This is a genomic window from Pseudomonas sp. LABIM340, assembly GCF_040017195.2.
Taxonomy (GTDB): domain Bacteria; phylum Pseudomonadota; class Gammaproteobacteria; order Pseudomonadales; family Pseudomonadaceae; genus Pseudomonas.
In genome coordinates, this window is the sequence record NZ_CM200227.1 from 4,803,532 (window position 1) to 4,822,378 (window position 18,847).

The following is an 18,847-nucleotide window of genomic DNA, read 5'->3' on the forward strand; positions in this document are numbered from 1 at the left end:
CAGTTTTCTGCCGCCAGGCGGAAAGCCCCGTTTTATAGGGCTTCCGGCTATAAGGTCAGGCCGTGACTGATGCGTCGGAGCACATGTCACGCAGCGCCCTGCAAGTCACAAGGGAAAAGTCAGAATCGACAGACGGTACGAACTGTCATGAAAAGTCGTTCAGAATGCGTGGAATTTTTGAGCGGACCAAAGGAAACCACGCCGACAACAATGGCGATCCAGCGGAGTCTGGGCGATATCAACCAGCAAGAAGACATGCCGAATGCGAAGTACCCTTTTGACATGCCTTTCCATAGGCTTGGCGACCTTTTTGGTCGCTACCGAGGCTACCGCCTCCTACAAGATCACGCGCACCTATCAACCCGCCCCGGTTGATCTCCGCGTCCCGGTCCAGGGCAGCGCCCTGCTGACCTTCAACGCCAAGCAGCCGGTCCAGCAGACCAAGAGCGAGGCGCACCAGGTTACCCAGCGTGCCTACAGCATGATCGGTACGCCTTACCGCTGGGGCGGCACTTCGCCCAAGCGCGGCTTCGATTGCAGCGGCCTGGTGAACTACGTGTTCCAGAACGTCGACGAAGTCGACCTGCCGCGTACCGCGCAGCAGATGTTCAGCATGCGCGGCAACTCGAAAGTGGCGCGTGATGACCTGCAGCCCGGCGACCTGGTGTTCTTCCGCATCCACAACCGCCGCAATGTCGACCACGTTGGCATCTACGTCGGCGACAACCAGTTCGTCCACGCGCCGCGCCGCGGCCAGAAGGTCCGAGTCTCCGACCTCAGCGGCGACTACTGGAAGAAGCACTACACCGCTGCCCGCCGCATCCTGCCGGAGACCCTGGCCAAGGCTGACGTCGGCGGTCGCTTCGACTGACGCCGAGCGCTCCCCCCTTGCGGGAGAGCGCTTGCTCCTCACCTCTCTCTTCGCTTACAGCCCGCGACGCGCCTGTCGGCGCAGCAGTCGCGCACTATCCCAACCGGTCAGCAGCACGGCGATCCAGATCGGCCCATAGGTCCAGATCTGCGCCGGGTTGAACGCCTCGCCCAGGAACAGCACGGCGATGGCGAACAGCAGCACCGGCTCGACGTAGCTCAGAATCCCGAACAGCCCCATGGGCAGCAGTCGGCTGGCGGCCATCATCGCGCCGAACGCCAGCGCACTGATCAGGCCCAGCAGAGGCAGCAGCGCCCACAGGCGCGGCACCTCCTCCAGCACCTGGCCGCTATCGGTTATCCACAGGGTCGCCAGGGCGAACGGCAGCAGCACGATCATCTCGAAGACGAAGCCAGACAGCGAATCCACCGCCATCTTGCGGCGCAGCATGAAGTACGGCGGATAGCCCAGCGCAGTGATCAGGGTGAACCAGGAGAATGCGCGAGTCAGCCAGAGTTCGTGCAGCACGCCCGCCAGCGCGAAGGCAACGGCGATGGCCTGCAGCGTGGTCAGGCGCTCGCCGTAGAACACCCGGCCGCACAGCACCATGGTCAGCGGCAGCAAGAAGTAGCCCAGCGACAGCTCCAGTGTGCGCCCGACCATGGGCGCCCAGATGAACACGCCCCACTGGATCAGCATCATCGCCGCCGTCAGCGGGAAGCACGCCAGCAGCCACGGCTCGCGCAGCAGGCGCCGGCCCGCGTCGCGCAGCACGCCGCCCTGGCGGGTGAACAGCACCAGCAACAGAACCATGGGAATCGACCAGACCACTCGGTGCGCAATCACCTGGATGCTGGTCAGCGGCTCCAGCGAGTGGATGTAACCCGGCAGGGTCACGAACAGCACGGAAGACGCCAGGGACAGCGCTACGCCACGTCCGGAGATATTCATGCGAAGCGCTCCTTCTGACGGCGCAGACCGAAACGGTTGACGCCCAGCGACGCCACGATCACCGCACCACCCAACGCCAGGCGCGGCAGGTCGGCGGCCTCGTTCCAGATCAGCAGGTTGATCAGCAGGCCCACCGGTACGTGCAGGTTGTTCATCACTGCCAGGGTGCCGGCATCCACCATCGTGCCGCCCTTGTTCCACCAGAACTGCCCCAGCGCGGTGGCCAGCAGGCCCATCCACACCAGCACACCCCATTGCAGGTCGGTCGTTGGCAGCTTCTGCGGGTTGCCGAACAGCAGCCAGCCCGGCAGCGCGATCAGCAGCGCGCCGACGAAGAAGTAGCCGAAGCGACGGTATTGCGGGATATCCGAGGGATAGCGCTGCACCAGGTGCTTGTAGAACACCTGCCCCGCCGCGAAGGTCGCATTGGCCAGTTGCAGCAGCAGGAAACCCTGGATGTAGTCGCCGCTGACGCCGTCGTAGCGAATGATCCCGGCGCCGAGCACCGCCACGGCGGCTGCCAGCAGCGCCCAGGCGTTGAAGCGGCGATTCAGCGCGTCATCGATCAGCGCCACATGCAGCGGCGTCAGCACGGTGAACAACAGCACTTCCGGCACCGTCAGCACGCGGAAGCTCTGGTACAGGCAGACGTAGGTAATGCCGAATTGCAGCGCGCCCGCCAACATCACGCCGGCAATGAAGCGCGGCTCGACGCCGCGCCAGCGGGTCAGCGGCAGGAACACCAGGCCGGCCAGCACCACACGAGTCAGCACGGCGAAATAGCTGTCGACCTGCCCGGCGAGGTATTCGCCGATCAGGCTGAAGGAGAACGCCCAGAGGACGGTGACGAAAAGCAGATAAGGCATGGAAAAGGCGACCGGAACGGGGCAGGCAACATAGCGCCAGTCTCAGCTTAGAGAAAGCACTGCGCGCCCGCGCCCTGCGAAAGGCAGAAACGAAAAAGGGCGACCGAAGTCGCCCTTTTCCTTGGATGGTGAATCAGGGATTAGCCCTGGTTCTCCATCTGAGCACGGATCAGATCACCGATGGTGGTCGGACCAGTGTTTTCTACGTCTTGCTTGGTGCGCAGTTCTTTCATCGCATCTTTCTCGTCATCAACGTCTTTCGACTTGATGGAGAGGGAGATGACGCGGCTCTTACGGTCGATGCTGATGATCTTGGCTTCGACTTCTTCGCCTTCTTTCAGAACGTTGCGAGCGTCTTCAACGCGGTCACGGCTGATTTCGGAGGCTTTCAGAACGCCTTCGATTTCGCCGCCCAGGCTGATGACGGCGCCTTTGGCGTCGACTTCTTTCACGGTGCCGCGAACGATGGTGCCTTTCTCGTTGAGCGAGGCGTAGTTGGAGAACGGATCGTCTTCCAGCTGCTTGATGCCCAGGGAGATGCGCTCACGCTCCGGATCAACGGAGAGGATGACGGTTTCCAGCTCGTCGCCCTTCTTGAAGCGGCGAACGGCTTCTTCGCCAACTTCGTTCCAGGAGATGTCGGACAGGTGAACCAGACCGTCGATGCCGCCTTCCAGGCCGATGAAGATACCGAAATCGGTGATCGACTTGATGGTGCCGGAGATCTTGTCGCCCTTGTTGAAGCGGCCAGAGAAGTCTTCCCACGGGTTGGACTTGCACTGCTTGATGCCCAGGGAGATACGACGACGCTCTTCGTCGATGTCCAGAACCTGAACTTCCACTTCGTCGCCAACCTGAACGACTTTCGACGGGTGGATGTTCTTGTTGGTCCAGTCCATTTCGGAGACGTGTACCAGGCCTTCCACGCCCTCTTCCAGCTCGGCGAAGCAGCCGTAGTCGGTGAGGTTGGTGACGCGCGCGGTAACGCGGGTGCCTTCCGGGTAACGGGCTTTGATGGCAACCCATGGGTCTTCGCCCAGTTGCTTCAGGCCCAGGGATACGCGGTTGCGCTCGCGGTCGAACTTCAGAACCTTGACATCGATCTCGTCGCCAACGTTGACGATTTCCGACGGATGCTTGATACGCTTCCAGGCCATGTCGGTGATGTGCAGCAGACCATCGACGCCGCCCAGGTCAACGAACGCACCGTAGTCGGTGAGGTTCTTGACGATACCTTTGACCTGCTGGCCTTCCTGCAGCGATTCCAGCAGAGCTTCGCGCTCGGCGCTGTTTTCGGCTTCCAGGACGCTGCGACGGGAAACGACAACGTTATTGCGCTTCTGGTCCAGCTTGATGACCTTGAACTCGAGCTCTTTGCCTTCCAGGTGAGTGGTGTCACGCACCGGACGCACGTCGACCAGCGAACCCGGCAGGAACGCGCGGATGCCGTTGACGTCGACGGTGAAGCCACCCTTGACCTTGCCGTTGATGACGCCTTTGACCACTTCGTCGGCAGAGAAAGCAGCTTCCAGAACGATCCAGCTCTCGGCACGCTTGGCTTTTTCGCGGGACAGCTTGGTTTCACCAAAGCCATCTTCTACCGCGTCCAGCGCAACGTGGACTTCGTCACCCACATTGATGGTCAGCTCGCCCTGTTCGTTGTAGAACTGCTCGACCGGGATGACGCCCTCGGATTTCAGACCGGCATGGACGGTGACCCAGTCACCATCGATGTCGACCACGATGCCGGTGATGATTGCACCCGGCTGCATGTCGAGGGATTTAAGACTTTCTTCAAAGAGTTCTGCGAAGCTTTCGCTCATGTCTATACCTGTAGTCAAAGGCTTGTAAGCCCGATTCCGCGCCACCAGCAGACACGGTCAAGTGATGAAAAAGAAGCCAGCGGGATCAAGACTGGTATCCCGCCGGCCCCCTGTTGCACCCGCCGAAACGGGTGCTCCACATTCAGATTTTAAGGGAACGTTTCGCTCGATATGAACGAAACCCTCCCGATATAAGGTCTGGAATGGTAGCAACGGATCTCGATTGCGTCAATCGGCGCTCCCGGTTTCCAACGCTCTTCGCGACTCCAGCTGCATTCCTTTATTTTCGCCCAGCCTCGGAAATTGGGAGAACCGCCCGTCAGATCCCTACTCCGAGCATCCTCATCCGAAAAGAAAAATCCCCGGCATGGCCGGGGACTTTCGTTTTCCGGTCGACTAGTCGGCCAGACCCAGCCGCGAAACCTCGGCGAGGATACTGTCCACCACGTCGTCGATGCTCATCGAGGTGGAGTCCACCAGGATGGCGCCTTCGGCGGGCTTGAGCGGAGCGACGGCACGCTGGCTGTCGCGCTCGTCGCGGGCGCTGATTTCCTCGGCCAGTTGCGCCTGGTCGCTGTCGATGCCCTTGCCCTTGAGCTGCAGGTAGCGGCGACGGGCGCGCTCCTCGGCGGAAGCGGTGAGGAAGATCTTCAGCGGGGCACTGGGGAAGACCACGGTGCCCATGTCACGGCCGTCAGCCACCAGGCCCGGCGCTTCGAGGAAGGCGCGCTGGCGTTGCAGCAGCGCATCGCGGACCGCCGGCAGTGCGGCAACCTGCGAGGCACCGGCGCCGACCTGTTCGGTACGGATCACGTCCGTGACGTCTTCACCTTCGAGGATGATGTGCTGGCCCTGACCGCCCTTGGCGTGGGTGAACTGCACGTCCAGGTGAGCAGCCAGGACCTTGAGGGCTTCCTCGTTGGTCAGGTCGATGCCGTGGTTACCGGCGGCGAACGCCAGCAGGCGATACAGCGCGCCGGAGTCCAGCAGATTCCAGCCCAGGCGCTTGGCCAGCAGACCGGCGACGGTGCCCTTGCCCGAGCCGCTGGGGCCGTCGATGGCGAGGACCGGCCATTCGCCGTTCATCAGTTCTTCTCCTCGGCGACGCGGATGCCCGCGCCGGAAGCTAGCCCGAGGAAATTCGGGAAGGAAGTCGCAACGTTCGCGCAGTCGTGGATGCGGATCGGCGCACCAGCCCGCAGGGAGGCCACGCTGAAGGACATGGCGATGCGGTGGTCACCATGGCTCCAGACTTCGCCGCCGCCGTAGCTGCCGCCGTCGATGATGATGCCGTCCGGGGTCGGCTCGCACTTCACGCCCAGGGCCAGCAGGCCGTCGGCCATGACCTGGATGCGGTCGGATTCCTTCACCCGCAGTTCTTCCGCGCCGCGCAGGACGGTACGGCCCTCGGCGTTGGCCGCAGCGACGAAGAGCACCGGGAACTCGTCGATCGCCAGCGGCACCAGGTCTTCGGGGATGTCGATGCCTTTCAGCTGGGCCGAACGCACGCGGATGTCGGCAACCGGCTCGCCGCCCACTTCACGCTGGTTTTCCAGGGTGATGTCGGCGCCCATGAGCTTGAGGATGTCGATGACGCCGGTACGGGTCGGGTTGATGCCGACGTGCTCCAGGGTCAGGTCGGAACCTTCCGCAATGCTCGCGGCGACCAGGAAGAAGGCTGCCGAGGAGATATCGGCGGGAACTTCGATGGAGGTGGCAGTGAGCTTGTGGCCGGACTCGACGCGGGCGGTGGCGCCTTCGACGTCGACCGGGTAGCCAAAGCCGCGCAGCATGCGTTCGGTGTGGTCGCGGGTCGGGGCCGGCTCGGTGGTGGAGGTTTCGCCAGCGGCATAGAGGCCGGCGAGCAACAGGCAGGATTTCACCTGGGCGCTGGCCATCGGCATGTCGTAGTGCATGCCGGTGAGTTTCTGGCCGCCACGAATGGTCAGCGGCGGACGGCCTTCGGGGCCGGTCTCGATCACTGCACCCATCTCGCGCAGCGGCTTGGCGACGCGGTTCATCGGGCGCTTGGACAGCGAGGCGTCGCCAGTCAGGGTGGTGTCGAACGGCTGGGCGGCGAGCAGGCCGCTGAGCAGGCGCATCGAAGTGCCGGAGTTGCCCAGGTAGATCGGGCCTGGCGGGGTCTTCAGACCGTGCAGGCCAACGCCGTGAACGGTCACGCGGCCGTGGTGCGGGCCTTCGATGACCACCCCCATGTCGCGGAACGCCTGGATGGTGGCGAGGGCGTCTTCACCCTCGAGGAAACCTTGCACCTCGGTCGTGCCTTCGGCGAGGGAGCCGAGCATGATCGAGCGATGGGAAATGGACTTGTCGCCCGGTACGCGAACACGTCCGGAAAGGCGGCCACCCGGCTGGGCCAGGAAAATCAGGTCATTGTTGTGCATGGCGTCCACATAGGCCCGACGGGCCAGGATTTTGCTGAAATGCTCGCGGGCAACGCGGGCGCGAGTGAAGACGCCCATCAGTTGTTGCCCGTCCCCTTTATCGACGGCCTCGCGCAGATCATCGAGGTCGTCACGGAATACGTCGAGGATGCGCAGTACCGCCTCGCGGTTGGCGAGGAAGATGTCGTGCCACATCACCGGGTCGCTGCCGGCAATCCGCGTGAAGTCGCGGAAGCCGCCAGCGGCGTAGCGGAAGATTTCCAGATTCTCGCTGCGTTTGGCCAGCGAGTCGACCAGCGTGAAGGCCAGCAGGTGCGGCAGGTGGCTGGTGGCGGCGAGGACTTCGTCGTGGTGTTCGACGGCCATCTGCTCGACATCCGCACCCAGCTCGCGCCAGAGGCTCTCGACGCACTGGATCGCATCCGCGTCGGCATTATCCAGCGGCGTGAGGATGACTTTATGACGGCGGAACAGTTTCGCGTTGGCCGCTTCCACCCCGCTCTGCTCGGAGCCGGCGATGGGATGGCCGGGCACGAAGCGCGCCGGCATGCCGCCGAATACCGCTTTCGCGGCGCGCACCACGTTGCCCTTGGCGCTGCCCACATCAGTGAGGATCGCGTTGCCGATGTCGAGGGTGGCGAGCTCGCCAAGGACCTTCTCCATGGCCAGGATCGGCACGGCGAGCTGGATCACGTCGGCGTCACGGCAACCGGCGGCGAGGCTTTCTTCGCAGCGATCGACGACGCCCAGCTCCACCGCCAGACGGCGGGTTTCCGGGTCACGGTCGACACCAACCACTTCCTCGAACAGCCCCTTCTCGCGGATACCTTTGGCGAAGGAGCCGCCGATCAGGCCGAGCCCCACCACCACCAGGCGGCGCAGCTTGTGCGGCTGGACATCAGGCACGGGCAAGCACCTTGGCCAGCGCTTCGAGGAAGCGGGCGTTCTCGGCCGGCAGGCCGATGGAGATGCGCAGGTGCTGAGGCATGCCGTAGCCGCCCACCGGACGGACGATAACGCCCTCGGCGAGCAGGGCCTGGTAGACCGGGCCGGCATCGCGCTTGAGGTCCACGGCAATGAAGTTGCCCTTGGAGGGAATCCATTGCAGGCCCAGGGCGCGCAGGCCGCTTTCCAGCTGGGCCATGCCGTCGTCATTGATGCGTTTGCCTTCGGCCAGGTACTGGGCGTCATCCAGCGCGGCGCAGGCGGCGGCCAGGGCCAGGCTGTTGACGTTGAACGGCTGGCGTACGCGATTGAGCACGTCGGCAACCTGCGCCGACGAGATCGCGTAGCCAACGCGCAGCGACGCCAGGCCATAGGCCTTGGAGAAGGTGCGCGAGACCAGCAGGTTCGGGTAGCGGGCCAGGTACTTCAGGCCGTCCGGCAGCTCCTCGCCTTCGGCGTACTCGATGTACGCCTCGTCGAGCACCACCAGGACGCTCTCCGGAACCTGCGACAGGAAGCGCTCCAGCGCGTCCGGGCCGAACCAGGTACCGGTGGGGTTGTTCGGGTTGGCGATAAAGACCACACGGGTATTGGCGTCGATGGCCGCCAGCATGGCTTCCAGATCATGGCCCCAGTCTTTCGCCGGCACGACCTTGCCCTGAGCGCCGACGGCCTGGGTGGATATCGGGTAGACGGCGAAGGCGTACTGGCTGAACACGGCGTTCAGGCCGGGAGCCAGGTAGGCACGGGCAACTAGATCGAGAATATCGTTGGAGCCATTGCCCAGGGTGACCTGCGCGGTGTCGACGGCGCAACGGGCGGCCAGTCGGCTCTTCAGCTCGAAGCCGTTGCCGTCGGGATAGCGGGTCAGTTCGGCCAGTTCGGCACGAATGGCATCGAGGACCTTCGGGCTCGGGCCCAGCGGGTTCTCGTTGCTGGCCAGCTTGACGATGCCGGCGGGGTCGAGCTTCAGCTCGCGGGCCAGTTCATCGACCGGCTTGCCGGGCACATAGGGGGAAAGTTTCTGCACGCCCGGCTGGGCCAGGGCAAGGAAATCACAGCTCATGGAGGCATCTCTCTCGAGTGAGGCCGCTCAGAAGGCGTCGATATAGCCGGCGGCCACCATGTAATTGCAGATGCGGTCGACGGCTACCTCGACCGATAGCTTGGAAGTGTCGATGGTCAGTTCGGCGGCCACGGGCGCTTCGAACGGCGAGTCGATACCGGTGAACTGCTTGAGCTCACCGGCGCGCGCCTTGCGATAAAGCCCCTTGGGATCGCGGTCTTCGCACACGCTCAAAGGCGTGGAGACATGGACCTCGACGAAACGACCAGGCAGCAACGCGCGCACAAGATCGCGATCGGCACGGAACGGTGAGATGAACGCGGCAATGGCGATCAGCCCCGCATCCACCATGAGCGCACCAACTTCCCCGACCCGACGGATATTCTCGCTGCGATCAGCAGCACCGAAGCCCAAGTCCCGATTCAGTCCGTGGCGCAAATTATCGCCGTCGAGCAGATACGTATGCCGCTGCGCTGCATGCAGTCGATGATCCAGGGCATCGGCCAGCGTCGACTTTCCCGAACCGCTGAGGCCCGTCAGCCATATCAGGCAGGAACGCTGCCCCTTGATGCGGGAGCGGTCATCACAATTGATCGCCAGCGACTGCCAACGAATATTGCGGTGCTTAGGCATCAAAGCACGGCCTTCGGGTAAGAGCCCAGCACCTTCAGGGCAACGGCTTCGCTGTTGATCTTTTCCAGGACGTCCTTGATCAAGGGGTCCTTGTGGTGGCCGACGAAGTCGATGAAGAACACGTAGGTCCACTTGCCGCTGCGCGACGGACGGGTCTCGATGCGGGTCAGGTCGATGCCGTTGTTGTGGAACGGCACCAGCAGCTCGTGCAGCGCGCCCGGCTTGTTGCGCATGGAGACGATGATGGAGGTCTTGTCGTCGCCAGTGGGCGGCACTTCCTGGTTGCCGATCATGAGGAAGCGCGTGGAGTTGTCCGGGCGGTCCTCGATCTTTTCGTGCAGCTTGTCCAGACCGTACAGGCTGGCCGCCATGTCACCGGCGATCGCCGCGCTGTTCCACTCGCTCTTCACCCGCTTGGCGGCGTCGGCGTTGCTCGAAACCGCTACGCGCTCGACGTTCGGGTAGTGTGCGTCCAGCCACTTGCGGCACTGGGCCAGGGACTGGGCGTGGGAATAGATGCGGGTGATGTTGCTGGTCTTGGTGTTCTCGCCCACCAGCAGGTGGTGGTGGATGCGCAGCTCGACCTCGCCGCAGATCACCATGTCGTGCTCGAGGAAGCTGTCGAGGGTGTGGTTGACCGCGCCCTCGGTGGAGTTTTCCACCGGCACCACGCCGAAGTTCACCGCACCGGCGGCGACTTCGCGGAACACTTCGTCAATAGCCGCCATCGGCGTGCTGATCACCGCATGGCCGAAGTGCTTGAGCGCCGCGGCCTGGGTGAAGGTGCCTTCCGGACCGAGGTAGGCCACTTTCAGCGGCTGCTCCAGGGCCAGGCAGGAGGACATGATCTCGCGGAACAGACGCGCGACTTCCTCGTTGTCCAGCGGGCCCTTGTTCAGCTCCATGATGTGCTTGAGCACCCACGCCTCGCGTTCGGGCCGGTAGAACACCGGCTTCTCGCCTTCGGGCAGGGCAGCCATCTTCACGCGCGCCACATCGGTGGCGCAGCGGGCGCGTTCGCTGATCAGCTCGAGGATCTTCTCGTCGAGGCTGTCGATGCGTACGCGCAAAGCCTTGAGCTGGTCAGCGTCGCTCATCAGCCGTGCTCCTTCTCGAACTCGGCCATGTAGCCGACCAGGGCTTCGATGGCGTCCAGGCCCAGGGCGTTATAGATGGAGGCACGCATGCCACCCACCGAACGGTGGCCTTTCAGGTTGAGCAGGCCGCGCGCATCGGCGCCTTCGAGGAAGGCCTTGTCGAGCTTCTCGTCGGCCAGGCGGAACGGCACGTTCATCCAGGAGCGGGCGCTGGGCTGGATCGGGTTGGTGTAGAAGTCGCTGTTGTCGATGAAGCCGTACAGCATGTCCTTCTTGGCGCGGTTGCGCTGCTCCATGGCGTCGACCCCGCCCTGCTCCTTCAGCCATTCGAAGACCAGGCCGGAGAGGTACCAGGAGTAGGTAGCCGGGGTGTTGTACATGGAGCCGTTATCGGCGGCGACCTTGTAGTTGAGCATGGTCGGGCAGATGCTGCGGGCGCGGCCCAGCAGGTCTTCGCGGACGATGACAACCACCAGGCCGGAAGGGCCGATGTTCTTCTGCGCGCCGGCGTAGATCAGGCCGAACTTCGACACGTCGGTCGGGCGGGAGAGGATGTCCGAGGACATGTCCACCACCAGCGGGACGTCACCGACTTCCGGAATCCAGTCGAATTCCAGGCCGCCGATGGTCTCGTTGGACGCGTAGTGCAGGTAGGCGGCGTCCTTGGACAGGTTCCACTCGTTCTGCCCGGGAATGGCGAAGTAGTCGTACTTGGATGCACTGGCAGCCACGTTGACGTTGCCGTAGCGGCGAGCCTCTTCGATGGCCTTCTTCGACCAGATGCCGGTTTCCACGTAGTCCGCCACGCCGTCTTCGGGCAGCAGGTTCAGCGGGATCTCGGCGAACTGCTGGCTGGCGCCGCCCTGCAGGAACAGCACCTTGTAGTTCGACGGCACGCCCATCAGGTCGCGCAGGTCCTGTTCGGCCTTCTCGGCGATGGCCACGTAGTCGTCGCTACGGTGGCTCATCTCCATGACCGACAGGCCCTTGCCCTGCCAATCCAGCAGTTCGGCGCGGGCGCGCTCCAGCACCTCGGTGGGAAGCGCCGCAGGACCGGCGCAGAAGTTAAAGGCTCGCTTGCTCACATCCACTCTCGCTATCAGTCTTCGCTGGCCTGCGGGGCTTCTTCAGCCGCAGCTTCGCCTGCTTCTGGGTTCTCTTCCGACACTTCGCCCTCGACGATCTCGCCGTCGATGACGTCGTCTTCGTCTTCCACCACGGTCGGCTCCTGCACCCGCTCCAGGCCCACGACGGTCTCGTCGGCGGCCAGCTTGATGAGGATCACGCCCTGGGTGTTACGGCCAGCGCCGCGGACTTCGTCGACACGGGTACGCACCAGGGTGCCCTGGTCGGAAATCAGCATGATCTCCTCGCCGTCCAGCACCTGCACGGCGCCTACCAGGTTGCCGTTACGCTCGTTGATCACCATGGCGATCACGCCCTGGCCACCACGACCGCGACGCGGGTAGTCAGCCAGCGGGGTGCGCTTGCCGTAGCCACGCTCGGAGGCGCTGAGGATCTGCGCTTCGCGGCACTCGGGGATCAGCATGGAAATGATGCGCTGGCCTTCGGCCAGGCGCATGCCGCGCACGCCACGGGCGTTACGGCCCATGATGCGCACCTTGCTTTCCTTGAAGCGGATGACCTTGCCGGCGTCGGAGAACATCATCACGTCCTTTGAACCGTCGGTGATGGCGGCGGCGATCAGCGAGTCGCCCTCTTCCAGCTTCAGGGCGATCAGGCCGTTGGAGCGCGGCTTGGTGAACTGGATCAGCGGGGTCTTCTTCACGGTGCCTTTCATGGTGGCCATGAAGATGTACGCGCCGGTCGGCTCGTCCTGGCTGAAGTCGGCGTCATCGCCCTCTTCGCCCTCTTCGGCTTCCACCACTTCGGCAACCTGCTCGGCAACCACGTCATCGTCATCGCCATCGTCACCGGCGAACTGGGCGCGCACGGCTTCCAGGTCGATCTGCAGCATCGCGGTGATGCGCTCGCCTTCGTCCAGCGGCAGCAGGTTCACCAGCGGACGGCCACGGGCGGTACGCGAGGCTTCCGGGATCTCGAAGGTGCGCAGCCAGTAGACCTTGCCCTTGCTGGAGAACAGCAGCAGGGTGGCGTGGCTGTTGGCGACCAGCAGGTGCTCGATGTAGTCCTCGTCCTTCACGCCACTGGCGGACTTGCCCTTGCCACCACGACGCTGCGCCTCGTAGGCGGCCAGCGGCTGGGACTTGGCGTAGCCGCCGTGGGAGATGGTCACCACGCGCTCTTCTTCAGTGATCAGGTCGGCGATGGTCAGGTCCATCTGCGAGGCGACGATCTCGGTGCGGCGGGCGTCGCCGAACTCGGCCTTGACCTTCTCCAGTTCCTCGCGGATGACTTCCATCAGGCGCTCGGGGTTGGTCAGGATGCGGATCAGCTCGCCGATCAGGGTGAGGATTTCCTGGTACTCGGACAGGAGCTTCTCGTGCTCCAGGCCGGTCAGGCGGTGCAGGCGCAATTCCAGGATGGCCTGGGCCTGTTCCGGCGACAGGAAGTACTTGCCGTCACGCAGGCCGTACTGCGGGTCCAGGTCTTCCGGACGGCAGGCATCGGCGCCGGCGCGCTCGACCATCGCTTCCACGGCGCTGGACTCCCAGCCGGTGGAAATCAGGCGTTCCTTGGCCTCGGCCGGGGTCGGCGAGGTCTTGATCAGCTCGATCACCGGGTCGATGTTCGACAGGGCGACGGCCTGGCCTTCGAGGATGTGGCCGCGTTCGCGAGCCTTGCGCAGCTCGTAGACGGTCCGACGGGTCACCACTTCACGGCGGTGGCGGACGAAGACCTCGAGCATGTCCTTGAGGTTCATCGTGCGCGGCTGGCCATCGACCAGGGCCACCACGTTGATGCCGAAGACGCTCTGCAGCTGGGTCTGGGCGTAAAGGTTGTTCAGCACGACCTCGCCCACTTCGCCGCGGCGCAGCTCGATGACCACGCGCATGCCGTCCTTGTCGGACTCGTCGCGCAGCTCGGTGATGCCTTCGATCTTCTTCTCTTTCACCAGCTCGGCGATCTTCTCGATCAGACGGGCCTTGTTCAGCTGGTAGGGCAGCTCGGTGATGATGATCTGCTGGCGGTTGCCGCCCTTCTCCATGTCCTCGATGGTCGCGCGGGCACGGATATAGACGCGGCCACGACCGGTGCGATAGGCCTCGATAATGCCCGCACGGCCGTTGATGATGCCTGCGGTCGGGAAGTCCGGACCGGGGATGTACTGCATCAGGTCATCGATGGACAGCTCGGGGTTGTCCATCAGCGCCAGACAGCCGTCGATCACCTCGGTGAGGTTGTGCGGCGGAATGTTGGTCGCCATGCCCACGGCGATACCGCTGGAGCCGTTGACCAGCAGGTTCGGGATCTTGGTCGGCATGACCGCCGGGATCTGCTCGGTGCCGTCGTAGTTGGGCACCCAGTCGACGGTTTCCTTGTCCAGGTCCGCCAGCAGCTCATGGGCGAGCTTGGACATGCGCACTTCGGTGTATCGCATGGCCGCGGCGTTGTCGCCGTCCACCGAACCGAAGTTGCCCTGGCCGTCGACCAGCATGTAGCGCAGCGAGAAAGGCTGGGCCATGCGGACGATGGTGTCGTACACCGCGGTGTCGCCGTGCGGGTGGTACTTACCGATCACGTCGCCGACCACACGGGCGGACTTCTTGTAGGGCTTGTTCCAGTCGTTGCCCAGTTCGCTCATGGCGTACAGGACGCGGCGATGCACGGGCTTCAAGCCGTCGCGCGCATCGGGCAGGGCACGACCGACGATCACGCTCATGGCGTAATCGAGGTAGGACTGTCGGAGTTCGTCTTCGATGTTGACCGGGAGGATTTCTTTGGCCAGTTCGCCCATGAGAAGCCTGGTTCCTTTTTCAAATGGGACTCCGCCAAGCCCGTCCTGAGCCCGGCGGAGCGCGGTGCGCCATCAAAGCGCCACCGACTCTCTACAAATCAACGACTTGGCCGTTGATCCGCGATGCTGTGGGGGCCGAAAAAATGCCCCATCAAGAACCGTCGGAGCTTACCACAAGCCAGGGTCAAACCCTACCCTCGGCCAAGCCCCTCGATGAATTGCCGCAGGCCCCGTCAGTGCAGGCGCTTGCGGCTCATCAGCTGGGCCATCCGCTCGGTGTCCGGACGCTCGACGACGCCGCGCTCGGTCACGATGGCATCGATCAGGTCGGCCGGGGTCACATCGAACACGGGATTGAAGGCTTCGACGTCAGCGGCGACACGTTTGCCGCCAATTTCCAGGAGTTCGCGACCGTCACGCTCCTCGATCGGGATGTCCTCACCGCTTTCCAGGCCCATGTCGATGGTCGAACTGGGCGCCACCACCATGAAGCGCACGCCGTGGTGCATGGCGGTGACCGCCAGCTGATAAGTGCCGATCTTGTTGGCGACGTCGCCGTTGGCGGTGATGCGGTCGGCGCCGACGATGACCCAGGTGATGCTTTCGGTCTTCATCAGGTGCGCGGCAGCAGCATCAACGTTCAGCGTGACCGGCACGCCCTCGTTGGCCAGCTCCCAGGCGGTGAGGCGAGCGCCCTGCAGCCAGGGGCGGGTCTCGTCGGCGTAGACACGCTCGATCAGCCCTTCCAGATGCGCCGCGCGCAGCACACCCAGCGCAGTGCCGAAGCCGCCGGTGGCCAGGGCGCCGGTGTTGCAGTGGGTGAGGATCTTCTGCGGGCCGCCGTGGTGCTTGCGGATCAGGTCCACGCCCAGCTGAGCCATGGTCAGGTTCGCCTCGCGGTCGCTTTCGTGGATGGCTACGGCCTCGGCTTCCAGCAGCGGCAGCGGGTCTTCGCCCGGCTTCAGGCGCTCCAGGCGGTCGCGCATGCGGTTCAGCGCCCAGAACAGGTTGACCGCAGTCGGACGCGACTCTGCCAGCACGGTGAAGTCGTCTTCCAGCGCCGCGCGCCAGTCGCCACCAGCGGCCACACGGGCACGCAGGCCCAGCACCAGGCCATAGGCGGCAGCGATGCCAATCGCCGGTGCGCCGCGCACGACCATCTGGCGAATAGCGTCGGCTACGCCTTCGGCGGTCTCGTACGACAGCCAGGTTTCCTCCAGCGGCAGCAGGCGCTGGTCCAGCAGACGGAGTGTGCCCTTGCGCCAATCAATGGCCGTGACCCGTTCGGCCGCCAACAGTCGCTCACGCATGGAACACCTCTTCATTTCAATGGAATCGCGGGCCGCTCCGGCACCACGGAAATCACCCCGGAAACACCGGGAAACGGCCGAGTATACCGAGCCTGAAGCCCCGCTGCTCGGCTATACTCGGCGCCTTTATCCACGCGCCCAGGATGCGCTTCATGCCGACCGAAAAAGTCCCGCTCGACCTGCTGCTCTTCCCCACCTGGATCGTCCCCGTGGAGCCCGCCGGCGTCGTCCTGCGCGATCACGGCCTGGGTATCCGCGACGGCCGCATCGCCCTGCTCGCCCCGCGCGCCGAAGCGCTGCGCCATCCGGCCACGGAAACCCGCGAGCTGCCGGGCATGCTGCTCTCCCCCGGTCTGATTAACGCCCACGGCCACGCGGCGATGAGCCTGTTCCGCGGCCTGGCGGACGACCTGGCGCTGATGACCTGGTTGCAGGAACACATCTGGCCGGCGGAATCCAAGTGGGTCAGCGAGGACTTCGTCCGTGACGGCACCGAACTGGCCATCGCCGAGCAGCTCAAAGGCGGCACCACCTGTTTCTCGGACATGTACTTCTTCCCGCAGGTCGCCTGCGAAGTGGTACACAAGGCCGGCGTGCGCGCGCAGATCAGCGTGCCGGTGCTGGACTTCCCGATCCCCGGCGCCCGCGACGCCGATGAGGCAATCCGCCAGGGCCTGGCGCTGCGCGACGACCTCAAGCACCACCCGCGGATCAAGGTCGCCTTCGGCCCGCATGCGCCCTACACGGTCAGCGACGACAAGCTGGAAACCATCCTGATGCTCGCCGAGGAGCTGGACGCTGGCATCCACATGCACGTCCACGAGACTGCCTTCGAGGTCCAGCAGGCGCTGGAGAAGCACGGCGAACGGCCCCTGGCCCGACTGCATCGCCTCGGCCTGCTCGGCCCGCGCTTCCAGGCGGTGCACATGACCCAGGTGAGCGAGGAGGACCTGGTCATGCTGGTGGAAACCAACAGCTCGGTGGTGCATTGCCCGGAATCCAACCTCAAGCTGGCCAGCGGCTTCTGCCCGGTGGAGCGGCTGTGGCAGGCCGGCGTCAACGTCGCCATCGGCACCGATGGCGCGGCCAGCAACAATGACCTGGACCTGCTCGGCGAAACCCGCACCGCCGCCCTGTTGGCCAAGGCCGTGGCCGGCCAGGCCACCGCACTGGACGCACACCGCGCGCTGCGCATGGCCACCCTGAACGGCGCCCGCGCGCTGGGCATGGAGCAAGAGACTGGCAGCCTGGAGCTGGGCAAGTCCGCCGACATCACCGCCTTCGACCTCTCCGGGCTGGCCCAGCAACCGGTGTACGAGCCGGTCTCGCAGGTCATCTACGCCAGCGGCCGCGACTGCGTGCGCCACGTGTGGGTCGGCGGCAAACAACTGCTGGATAACGGCAAGCTCACCCGCCTGGACGAAGAGCGCCTGATCGCCGTCGCCGGCGAGTGGGGCCGCAAGATCGCTGGCGCCTGAGCTTCCTGTCGCAGCGGCGGCTCGGGCTGGCGCTGCGACAATCTGACATGCCGCGCCCCATCCAGTGAACGAAGCTGGCATCATAGTCAGCCTTCGTTTCCAGCTTTTTGATCAATAGGGACACCATGAGCAACGTCGACCACGCCGAGATCGCCAAATTCGAGGCCCTCGCCCACCGCTGGTGGGACCGCGAAAGCGAGTTCAAGCCCCTGCACGACATCAACCCGCTGCGGGTCAACTGGATCGACGAGCGCGTCAGCCTCGCCGGCAAGAAGGTGCTCGACGTCGGCTGCGGCGGCGGCATCCTCAGCGAAGCCATGGCCCAGCGCGGCGCCACCGTCACCGGCATTGACATGGGCGAAGCCCCCCTGGCGGTCGCCCGCCTGCACCAGCTGGAATCCGGCGTGCCGGTGGAATACCGCCGCATCACCGCCGAAGAACTGGCCGAAGAGATGCCCGAGCAGTTCGACGTGGTGACCTGCCTGGAAATGCTCGAGCACGTGCCGGACCCGGCGTCGGTCATCCGCGCCTGCTACCGGATGGTCAAGCCCGGCGGCCAGGTGTTCTTCTCCACCATCAACCGCAACCCGAAGGCCTACCTGTTCGCCATCGTTGGTGCGGAATACGTGATGCGCCTGCTGCCACGCGGTACCCACGACTTCAAGAAGTTCATCCGCCCCTCCGAGCTGGGCGCCTGGTCGCGTGACGCGGGCCTGGCCGTCAAGGACATCATCGGCCTGACCTACAACCCGCTGACCAAGCACTACAAGCTGGCCAACGACGTCGACGTCAACTACATGATCCAGACCCTGCGCGAGGAGTGAGTCGCATGCTCAGAGCGGTTCTCTTCGACATGGACGGCACGCTGCTGGATACCGCGCCGGACTTCATCGCCGTGTGCCAGGCGATGCTCGCCGCCCATGGCCGCGCGCCGATCGATGACCAGCGCATCCAGGACGTCGTCTCCGGCGGCGCCCGCGCCATGGTTGCCGCGACCTTCGACATGGACCCGGAAGCCCCTGGCTTCGAGGCCCTGCGCCAGGAGTTCCTCGACCGCTACCAGGAGCATTGCGCCGTCTTCACACGCCCCTACGACGGCATGGCCGAACTGCTGGAGAGCATCGAGCAGTCGCGCCTGATCTGGGGGGTAGTGACCAACAAGCCGGTGCGCTTCGCCGCGCCGATCATGGAGCAGCTGGGCCTGGCCGAGCGCTCGGCCGTGCTGGTCTGCCCGGACCACGTGACCAGGAGCAAGCCGGACCCGGAAATGCTCCTGCTGGCCTGCAGCCAGCTGAAGGTCGACCCGTCCGAAGTGCTGTTCATCGGTGACGACCTGCGCGACATCGAGTCGGGCCGCGCCGCCGGGACCAAGACCGCCGCCGTCCGCTACGGCTATATCCACCCGGACGACAACCCCGCGCACTGGGGCGCCGACGTCATCGTCGACGCACCCCGCGACCTGCTCGCCGTCCTCGATCGCGCCCTCTGCTCCTGCTGAGCCGTATCCCCGCGAGCCCGTCGC

General features: G+C 64.6%; 15 protein-coding genes. 4 read left to right on the plus strand and 11 right to left on the minus strand.

Annotated features, from left to right (window positions below; all coding sequences use genetic code 11):
• Positions 1-262 precede the first annotated feature (262 nt).
• Entirely contained in the window at positions 263-871 is a 609-nt protein-coding gene (locus tag ABKS89_RS21955; RefSeq protein ID WP_348587066.1) for a C40 family peptidase, read from the plus strand.
• Positions 872-925: 54 nt separating this feature from the next.
• Here the strand turns inward: ABKS89_RS21955 and rarD are convergent, their stop codons facing one another.
• The 11 genes from rarD to mtnA form a co-directional block, all read right to left on the minus strand.
• On the minus strand, positions 926-1,822 hold the full coding sequence (rarD, locus tag ABKS89_RS21960; RefSeq protein ID WP_192431905.1) for an EamA family transporter RarD: 897 nt from the start codon (positions 1,820-1,822) through the stop codon (positions 926-928).
• Positions 1,819-2,688 carry a carboxylate/amino acid/amine transporter gene (locus ABKS89_RS21965; RefSeq protein ID WP_138215144.1) on the minus strand — a complete coding sequence of 290 codons (870 nt, stop codon included), beginning with the start codon at positions 2,686-2,688 and terminating at the stop codon, positions 1,819-1,821. The genes rarD and ABKS89_RS21965 overlap by 4 nt, the downstream gene beginning before the upstream one ends.
• A gap of 140 nt (positions 2,689-2,828) precedes the next feature.
• Positions 2,829-4,511, minus strand: coding sequence for a 30S ribosomal protein S1 (gene rpsA, locus ABKS89_RS21970; protein ID WP_017517968.1), 1,683 nt, complete (start codon positions 4,509-4,511; stop codon positions 2,829-2,831).
• 396 nt (positions 4,512-4,907) lie between these two features.
• On the minus strand, positions 4,908-5,597 hold the full coding sequence (gene cmk / locus ABKS89_RS21975) for a (d)CMP kinase (protein ID WP_348587067.1): 690 nt from the start codon (positions 5,595-5,597) through the stop codon (positions 4,908-4,910).
• Positions 5,597-7,822 (minus strand): bifunctional prephenate dehydrogenase/3-phosphoshikimate 1-carboxyvinyltransferase, encoded by a 2,226-nt coding sequence (locus ABKS89_RS21980; protein ID WP_348587068.1) that lies wholly within the window; start codon positions 7,820-7,822, stop codon positions 5,597-5,599. The genes cmk and ABKS89_RS21980 overlap by 1 nt, the downstream gene beginning before the upstream one ends.
• A complete protein-coding gene (hisC, locus tag ABKS89_RS21985) occupies positions 7,815-8,927 on the minus strand; it encodes a histidinol-phosphate transaminase (protein ID WP_348587069.1) in 1,113 nt (370 codons plus the stop codon). The genes ABKS89_RS21980 and hisC overlap by 8 nt, the downstream gene beginning before the upstream one ends.
• Positions 8,928-8,954: 27 nt before the next feature.
• The gene (cysC, locus tag ABKS89_RS21990; RefSeq protein ID WP_348587070.1) at positions 8,955-9,560 is read right to left on the minus strand and encodes an adenylyl-sulfate kinase; all 606 of its coding nucleotides are present in this window, start codon (positions 9,558-9,560) and stop codon (positions 8,955-8,957) included.
• Positions 9,560-10,657, minus strand: a complete 1,098-nt coding sequence (gene pheA, locus ABKS89_RS21995) for a prephenate dehydratase (RefSeq protein WP_015478144.1) — start codon at positions 10,655-10,657, stop codon at positions 9,560-9,562. Before pheA ends, cysC begins: the two co-directional genes overlap by 1 nt.
• Positions 10,657-11,742: a 3-phosphoserine/phosphohydroxythreonine transaminase gene (gene serC / locus ABKS89_RS22000; RefSeq protein ID WP_045210075.1), complete on the minus strand. Its 1,086-nt coding sequence runs from the start codon at positions 11,740-11,742 to the stop codon at positions 10,657-10,659. Before serC ends, pheA begins: the two co-directional genes overlap by 1 nt.
• Before the next feature lie 14 nt (positions 11,743-11,756).
• Entirely contained in the window at positions 11,757-14,537 is a 2,781-nt protein-coding gene (gene gyrA / locus ABKS89_RS22005; protein ID WP_138215149.1) for a DNA gyrase subunit A, read from the minus strand.
• 233 nt (positions 14,538-14,770) lie between these two features.
• Positions 14,771-15,847, minus strand: coding sequence for an S-methyl-5-thioribose-1-phosphate isomerase (gene mtnA, locus ABKS89_RS22010; RefSeq protein ID WP_081517944.1), 1,077 nt, complete (start codon positions 15,845-15,847; stop codon positions 14,771-14,773).
• A 152-nt stretch (positions 15,848-15,999) separates the two neighbouring features.
• Between mtnA and ABKS89_RS22015 the strand changes: the two genes are divergently transcribed.
• The 3 genes from ABKS89_RS22015 to mupP all read left to right on the plus strand — a co-directional run bounded on the left by ABKS89_RS22015 (position 16,000) and on the right by mupP (position 18,823).
• On the plus strand, positions 16,000-17,325 hold the full coding sequence (locus tag ABKS89_RS22015; RefSeq protein ID WP_348587071.1) for a TRZ/ATZ family hydrolase: 1,326 nt from the start codon (positions 16,000-16,002) through the stop codon (positions 17,323-17,325).
• A 125-nt stretch (positions 17,326-17,450) separates the two neighbouring features.
• Positions 17,451-18,149 carry a bifunctional 2-polyprenyl-6-hydroxyphenol methylase/3-demethylubiquinol 3-O-methyltransferase UbiG gene (ubiG, locus tag ABKS89_RS22020; RefSeq protein WP_138215152.1) on the plus strand — a complete coding sequence of 233 codons (699 nt, stop codon included), beginning with the start codon at positions 17,451-17,453 and terminating at the stop codon, positions 18,147-18,149.
• A complete protein-coding gene (mupP, locus tag ABKS89_RS22025; protein WP_151186361.1) occupies positions 18,146-18,823 on the plus strand; it encodes an N-acetylmuramic acid 6-phosphate phosphatase MupP in 678 nt (225 codons plus the stop codon). Before ubiG ends, mupP begins: the two co-directional genes overlap by 4 nt.
• The last annotated feature ends 24 nt before the right edge of the window (positions 18,824-18,847 follow it).